Source organism: Streptomyces sp. NPDC020996, from assembly GCF_040641355.1.
Taxonomy (GTDB): Bacteria; Actinomycetota; Actinomycetes; order Streptomycetales; family Streptomycetaceae; genus Streptomyces.
Map to the genome: position 1 here is coordinate 58,475 of NZ_JBFADM010000048.1, position 7,074 is coordinate 65,548.

Annotated in this window: 8 protein-coding genes and 1 tRNA gene; 1 reads left to right on the forward strand and 8 read right to left on the reverse strand. The window is 69.4% G+C overall.

Annotation, left to right across the window (positions count from 1 at the left end; translation table 11 throughout):
- Positions 1–80: 80 nt before the first annotated feature.
- From AB0G63_RS27970 to AB0G63_RS27985, 4 genes are all read right to left on the reverse strand, one after another.
- Positions 81–269, reverse strand: coding sequence for a DUF397 domain-containing protein (locus AB0G63_RS27970; protein ID WP_360755555.1), 189 nt, complete (start codon positions 267–269; stop codon positions 81–83).
- Positions 266–1,138, reverse strand: a complete 873-nt coding sequence (locus AB0G63_RS27975) for a helix-turn-helix transcriptional regulator (RefSeq protein WP_360755558.1) — start codon at positions 1,136–1,138, stop codon at positions 266–268. The genes AB0G63_RS27970 and AB0G63_RS27975 overlap by 4 nt, the downstream gene beginning before the upstream one ends.
- A 272-nt stretch (positions 1,139–1,410) precedes the next feature.
- On the reverse strand, positions 1,411–2,190 hold the full coding sequence (locus tag AB0G63_RS27980; protein ID WP_360755561.1) for an inositol monophosphatase: 780 nt from the start codon (positions 2,188–2,190) through the stop codon (positions 1,411–1,413).
- Positions 2,187–2,690: a hypothetical protein gene (locus AB0G63_RS27985; protein ID WP_360755564.1), complete on the reverse strand. Its 504-nt coding sequence runs from the start codon at positions 2,688–2,690 to the stop codon at positions 2,187–2,189. Before AB0G63_RS27985 ends, AB0G63_RS27980 begins: the two co-directional genes overlap by 4 nt.
- Here AB0G63_RS27985 and AB0G63_RS27990 point away from each other — a divergent pair, their 5' ends adjacent.
- Positions 2,691–2,828, forward strand: a complete 138-nt coding sequence (locus AB0G63_RS27990) for a hypothetical protein (RefSeq protein ID WP_360755566.1) — start codon at positions 2,691–2,693, stop codon at positions 2,826–2,828.
- Here the strand turns inward: AB0G63_RS27990 and AB0G63_RS27995 are convergent.
- From AB0G63_RS27995 to AB0G63_RS28010, 4 genes are all read right to left on the reverse strand, one after another.
- Positions 2,819–3,679: a carbohydrate kinase family protein gene (locus AB0G63_RS27995; protein ID WP_360755569.1), complete on the reverse strand. Its 861-nt coding sequence runs from the start codon at positions 3,677–3,679 to the stop codon at positions 2,819–2,821. The two genes, AB0G63_RS27990 and AB0G63_RS27995, sit on opposite strands and share 10 nt — an antisense overlap.
- Complete coding sequence (locus AB0G63_RS28000) at positions 3,676–4,941, reverse strand: DUF4145 domain-containing protein (RefSeq protein ID WP_360755572.1); 1,266 nt, start codon at positions 4,939–4,941, stop codon at positions 3,676–3,678. Before AB0G63_RS28000 ends, AB0G63_RS27995 begins: the two co-directional genes overlap by 4 nt.
- Positions 4,942–5,059: 118 nt before the next feature.
- Entirely contained in the window at positions 5,060–6,331 is a 1,272-nt protein-coding gene (locus AB0G63_RS28005) for a hypothetical protein (RefSeq protein ID WP_360755574.1), read from the reverse strand.
- Between the two features lie 437 nt (positions 6,332–6,768).
- A tRNA-Arg gene (locus tag AB0G63_RS28010) sits at positions 6,769–6,835 on the reverse strand.
- Between the last annotated feature and the right edge of the window lie 239 nt (positions 6,836–7,074).

Genomic DNA, 7,074 nt, shown 5'->3' on the forward strand with positions numbered 1-7,074 from the left:
AGTGGACGCCGCCTGCCCGGTGAGTGACAACGCCCCGCGCCGGGAGGGTCCGATGCGGGGCGCTGCTGCTTGCGTGCGGGTCAGCCCTGAGCGGCGTAGGTGACGAAGTCGCTCCACGCGGTGGGGGAGAGGGCGAGCTCGGGGCTCCGCTGATCCTTGGAGTCCCGGACGTGGATGGCCTGGCTGCCCTTCGCCACCTCGACGCAGTCGTCGCCGTCGGAACCGCTGTAGCTGCTCTTGAACCAAGCCCGTTCGTCGATGCTGCTCATAGCGCTCCTCGAAGTCGCTTCAGCAGGCCCCTGGAATCCTCGGAGTTGAGAGCCTGTGAACGCAGTCTCGCATACCGCTGGAGCATGATGCTGACCTCCTTCGGGTCCGAGATCAGCATGCCCCCACGCTGGCCCTCCGCGTAGCCGAACCACTTGTTGTCCTGCGCTTCGAGGAGCCTCAACGGACCGTCGAAGCCAGCATGATCGGGCTGATATCTCGGCATGATCTGCAACTCGACGTTGAATTGCACCGACCGCTCCAGCAGATGGTCGAGCAACTCCCGCATCACGTCGGGGCCACCCGTGCCGCGCTCGATGAGCGCCTGTTCGATGATGAAGCTGAACGCGATCGGCGGCCTGCGCTCGAACAGGTGCTGGCGCTCCAACCGGGCCGCGACCTGCTCGGCCACCCGCTCCTCGTCCTTCACGGGCGGCACGCTCTCTGTCACCGCTCGCGCATACCGTTCGGTCTGGAGCAGCCCGGGAATCACCCGGCACTCGTAGGTCCACAAGGTCACCGCTTGCGTCTCCAAGCGTGCCCACTGCCGGAACCAACTCGCCAGCCCCGCCTGCCGCGACAGATGCGGCGCGGCCCTCCGCAGCGCCCCCGTGTTGCCGAGAGCCTTCTCCGCGCGCTCCACGAAGTCGCGGTCAGGCATCCGCCGGCCCTGCTCGATCGAGGCGACCGTGTGCTTGGAGTAGCCGACCAGGTCAGCGAACTCCTCGCGGCTCAGGCCCACGTGCTCCCGTAAGGCATGGAGGAACGCGCCGAAGGTGCGCAGACTGTCCGACGTGCTCGGCTCGGTGCAGACTCCCGCTCCCCGTGTCGTCGTTTCCGCAACGCCGTCGTCCGTGTTGCCGTAGGCCACCGTCAGCCACCTCCCGCGCACCAGCCTCGCCGTACCGCTTCTGACTCGGCTCCATCGTCACCCCGCGTGATGAGTACCGTCCACTCAGAGTGTGCGTACGCTGACTCAACGTACGTATGTCGGCGTTGGTGAACGACCCCGAGGCGCCCTCTTCCTGGGCGAACGGCATCACGGGTCAGTCAGGCGACCGTCAAGCAACCGTTACCGTAAGTGTGTTCACTCAGCGGTCCGGCTCCACCCCACCCCGCGCGGCGCCCGCCTCGCCCGCCGGCTCAGCTGTCTTCCCACAGCTCGGCGAGCCGCAGGGCTACCCGGGGCGTGCCCGCCAGCAGTACCGGCGAGTCGAAGGAGAAACCCGTACCGTCGGCGCCGAGAACCGCCCGCCCCCGCTCGCGGCACAACGCCACCCCGGCCGCGACGTCCCACGGCTTGGGCGCGATGCACACGCAGGCGTCCAGCCAGCCCTCTGCCACGCCCACCAGGTCCAGCGCCATCGAGCCCTGCATCCGGACCCGGTAGGCCTCGTCCTGGACGCGGTCGAGGACGCGTCGCGCGCTGCCGCGCCCCGAGCCCGTGCTGGTGCCAGTGCCTGCACCGGTGCCGGAGACACCGACGACCCCGTGGCCCACGTCCTCGGCCAGCGGACGAGCGTTCTCCGGGAGGCCCGGCGTCGCCCATCGCCGGCCGAGGGAAGGCGCCTCCACGACACCCACCAGCGGGCTACCGTTCAGCACATACGCCAGCGACACCGCATACATCGGCGCGCCCCGGGCGAAGTTCATCGTCCCGTCGATCGGGTCGAGCACCCAGCAGCGTGCGGGCAGCGGGGACCCGGCCGTCGCCGACTCCTCACCGACGACCGGGATGTGCGGTGTCCGGGCGGCCAGCACCCGCGTCACCCGGGACTCCACCTCGATGTCGGCAGCGGTGACCTCCTCACCAGAGGCCTTGAACCGCGCAGTCGACCATCCCTCACCGGCCGTCGCCAACCAGCCCGCCGCCTCGTCCACGGCCGCTTCGGCAACCGTCAGCAACTGCTGGCGGCCCGTCATGTCCGGCCCAGCGGTCGCTCCAGCAAGGTCTCCGCGTGGGCGCCGTGCTCACCCATGACGTAGAAGCTGAGCCGGTCGAACACCCACTCCTCGGGGAGGCTGACCCGGTCCCGTGCGGTGCGGACCAGCTCCAGGGCGGTCTCCTCCTCGGCGCGGCCCAGCGTCACGTGCGGTGCGTAAGCCTTGCCGGTGTATCGATAGCCGTAACGCTCGTAGCTGGCCCGCTCGTCGTCGGTGAACCGGGAGACGTCCTTGCCGCCGTCGAAGGCCGCCCGGTCGAGATGCCGGTCCAGCGCGGCAAGTGCGGCCTCCTGCAGCGCTTCGAGCAGCGGCGGACGCTCCAGGGCCAGGAACAGCCAGCCGGTGGGCTGGTAGACCACACCCGTGGTGGACAGGGACACTTCGCCGTGCAGACCACTCTCGACCGCCGCCGAGCCGATCAGCTCCAGCGCCTCTGCCGGAACGAGGGAGTCCCCGAACGGATGCTGAAACAAAGTCACATGAGGCAGATTGCCGTCCGGATGCAGCGGAGGCTGCAGACGCACCTCACCGCCGACGTCTCTCTGGAGCCGGACGGCGGCCCGCAGATGGTCCGCTCGCGGAAGCAGTGCAACACCGAGCCATCTCGTCACGGGTGAGCTCCAATTCTCGTGATCACATGCCGTGCCGCGTCGAGGCCTCGCCGCATGGAGGCCGTCGGCGCCTCGCCGTTGAGCCAGCCGGCGATGACGCCCGCGTCGAACGCGTCGCCGCCGCCCGTCCTGTCCAATGGTTCCACCGGCACGGTGGGCTCACGAAACAGTTGACCGTCGGCAGTGGCCCACACGGCGCCCTCGGCGCCCAGCGTCACTATCACATCACCGGACACCAGCTCCGCCGTGCGCCGCGCTGTCCCGATGACGTCGGACGCCTGGTAGGTCTGCGGCAGGCGCGCGGCCTCATCGGCGTTCATGAAGTTGAGCGACGCTCCGTGCGCGAGCGAGCCCATGTCCCTGCCGTTCCACTCGATGGAGACGCTTCGCCCGGCCAGGTGCGCGAGTTCGACGACGCGTCCGAGCGCCGGAGTGGGCTCCCCGATGACATGAACGTGATCCGCCGCGCGCACGTCCTCCTCCGTGACGGCGTCGAACGCCAGAGCGCGGTCCGCTCCCGCGAAAGTCAGCATCCGCTTTCCGGCACCCGACGACAGCACGACGGCCATGCTCGTACGAGCCCCGGCCTGCACCTGAACCAGTGAGGTGTCGACACCGCTCGCGTCCAGCACCTCCAGGCACATGGCGCCCGCCGTGTCGTCGCCCACCGCGGACACCAGCCGGACGGCGCAGCCCTGCCGCACCAGCCCCACGGCGGTGTTCGACGCGGCGCCGCCCGGCAGCACGGAGCATTCCCTTCCCCGCAGCTTCTCGTGCTCCGAGGGAAGCCGGTCGGCCCGGGCGATGACGTCGAAGTTCACACCGCCCACGACCAGCACGCGCTTCGGTGCGCTCACGGCCGGCCCCAGCGGTAGCTCTCGAACAGCACGTGCCGCACCAGCCGTTCACGGCTGTCAGGCAGCGTCTCCGGCGGGAACGCGGCATGGGTCACCAGGTCGCGGACCAGACGCTCGAACATCTCGTCGTCGGACCCGCACTCGTGGAACGACCGCATCAGCTCCCGGTGCAACTCCCCGGGACGCAGATCCAGCTCCTCCAGCCAGACCCGGTTCGCGATGAGCAGGTTGGCGGCGGCTGAACGCAGCCGCGCCTGGGTCGGCGCCGGCAGCATGTCGGAGTTGAGGAGCTCGAAGTAGGCATCGTCGTCCCGGGCGTGCATGCGCAGGTTCTGGCCGCCCACCGCCAGCACGTCCGGGTTCAGATGGAACAACTCCAGCCCCAGATGGTGCGGTACGTCGAGAACACTGATCCCCATGTCCGCGAGGCCCGCCTCGTCGGTCGACAGCGCCGAGAGCAGGTTGTCGAACATGTCGCTGTGCTTGGGTACCGCGATCTGCGCACCGGCCGGATCCGCGAGGAACTCCTGAGCCGTCACACCGCCCCACCGGCCACCGCGGGCGGCGAGCAGGTAGAAATTGCGGCCCCCCATCGAGTAGCCGACCCGCCCGACGGGCACCACCTGGTCCCGGACGGCCTCATCCGTCTCGAGCAGGCGAAGTGTGCGCTGCTCGTTGTAGACCGCGGCATCAAGGAGCCGGGCCGACACGTCCCGCACGAGATTGTCGGACCAGGGGAGCTGCAACGGCACCACACGGTGGTTCCGTCGTGCCAGCGCCTTCTCCAGGCCGCAGCCCAGCAGTACGGCCTTCACCACGATCAGCGTGGAGTCCGCGACCCGGGTCGTCCCCGTACTGCGCCGGTGGTCGGAGAGCTGATGCCGCACGGCCTCCTCGGCGAGCGATCTGCTCGTCTGCCCGTACCAGACGGCCAACTGGGTCAAGGCGTTGAGGCACGGCCTGACGTCCTCGGCGGAGATCTCCTCGACCGATCCGTCCTGGGCGTGACTGCCGTAGTTGCCGTAGTTCTGGATCGTGCGCACGGCGAGCACGACCTTGGGCGGCACCAGGTTCTTCGCGGTGAGCACGGTCAGCAGGGACTCCAGTGTCGGCTTGGAGCCGACCGCCTCCCGCACGGCGATGTCCAACAGGATCGACTCCGCTGCTCTCCTCGCTGTGCCGAGGAAGACCTCGGGGTCCGATTCCGCGTACCTCAGCGCCCTTCTGTACAGCCGGAGCGGCTCCCCCTCGTTGACCGTCACCCCGTGATCCGCATCCTCTTCGCCCAGGTCCGCGGAGAGCAAGCTAGCGCGTGATCAAGGGTGGGCACAGGCAGTATCCGGTCGTTGTACCCGTCCCACGGCGGGGGGGACACGCATGTCATCGACTGTCGCCGGAGTCCCCGCCGCGCAGTGAGGACAGGACGAGGCGGCCGTAGCGTGTGGTGAGGACCAGTGCCGTGGCGGCCAGCGCGGCGACGAGCGCCACGACGACGGCGACGGCTCCCCCGGCGCCGAGTACCTGGAGGATGCTCAGGGCCGTACCGACAGGCAGACCGAGAATGGTCAGGACCCCGAGCGCGCCAGCGATCTGCTGACTCTCCTGCGTCTGTACCAGCCGTGCGTAGTCCGCCGCTTCGGCGAGGATCTCGTCGAAGCGCTCCGCGAGGCGGTACTGGCTCTGGAAACTCAGCAGCAGTTCGTTGGCCGGGCCGTGGGCGGTGAGATGCTGGCGCCAGTAGGTGCTGCGGAACGTGGCGATGTGCCGTTCGAGGGCGGACACCCGGCGGGCGAGCTTCGGGCCGTCGAAGACACCGGAGAGACCGTCGGTCAGTTCGTCGATGTGGTCGCGCTGGACGCTGCCGAGCAGCAGGGCGTCGAGGTAGACAGTGCGGCCGTGCAACTGCGCGAAGCCGTAGAAGTCCCCCTCGCCCGGGTCGGCGCGGTGCCCGAGGAAGGCCGCGCCGTGGCGCAGCACCAGAGCACTCCAGTCGGCGGATATGCGCACCGCTTGTTCCGACCGTTCGGGCCAGTGCTCGAGCGGGGTGGGCACGTCGGCCTCCGTGGACCGCGAAGCGAGGTACCAGAGCCAGCGATCCGCGCTCTCCGGAAGCCGGACGTCCTGCCGCAACGCCGGGGTGTGCTCTATGCCAGGCGTGAGGAACGCGACCGTGTACGGGCGGGCGATCGCGAACGGGGCAGCGGCTCCGCGCGGCTCGGCGATCCCGGCCAGCACCACCCTGGGCGACAGCGGACCGTCGAGCGGATCGGAGGCGGCGTGGCTGCGATGACCGATAGCCCGCAGCGTCTCCAGGAGGGCAGGCCCCTCGACGTCGAAGTGCAGCACCGCCAAACCATGATTCGGATGGTGGGTGGTGGCGGTGCGCAGTAACTCGACACCCCTGAGATGCAGGGACTCATGCCGCACGTCCATGAACCGGTGCCAGCGGCAGGGCCTTTCAGGCGTGCCGTAGAGGGCACGGGCGGCGGCCGGGGTGAAGTACGTCTGCCGGGTGGCGGCATCGGTCCGACGGCTGCCGAGCTCGAAGGGTATGGGCCCGCTCTGCCAGCCGGCGACCGCGGTGAACCGGACCGGCAGCACGACGGCCAACGTCTGCCGGACGCCGGTGAGCAAACTGAGGTCCGTGTTCAACGGGGGCTGCCTCCGTACGCAACGGGCGGTCATGGGCCGGGCGGCGCGGACGTCAGAATACGGATCGCGCCGCGAACTGGCAGAGCGCCCGCCACTCCGGCACATCCTGATCACCGACTACAAGCTGCCCGACCTGCTCCTCCACCGGCCCGATGACCATCGGCTGTGGCGCAACTCCGCACTCGCGTACGTCGTCTCCGACGAGTTCCACACCTACGACGGCGCCCGGAGCACCGACGTGGCCATGCTGCTGCGACAGCTCGTATTCTTCACCGGCCTCGCCCAACCCGGCCGGCCGCTGAGGCCTGTTTGCCCCGTCTGCGCTGTTGCCACGTCGGCCACCCCGGCCGCTCCGGACCGCAGACGCCTGCACAAACGCGAAGACGCCGGCCTCAGCGACTCCGCTGGCGACGGGGTCTTTGGGCACCTCATGCAGGGTGCCCCGACAGGATTCGAACCTTGCGCACACGGCTCCGGAGGCCGTTGAGAACCACTACGTCTGCGCAGGTCAGGCCCCTTCACAGGCTCGCCGAGGCGAAGTTCGTCCACAGCTAGTCCACAGCAAACGTTCGCCGGTGCGGCCCGTCCGTCTTCTCGCTGCCCCCAACCCCCGACATGAGCGGACCCGTCCCCGCCCTGGCGGCCTTAGCCTCAATACCAGTGACTTAAGGTCGTCGGCTGGTAGGGTGCGTGGCGGGGAGGTGCCGGGATGCCACGGCCGGGTCAGGTGAAGCTGGAGACGG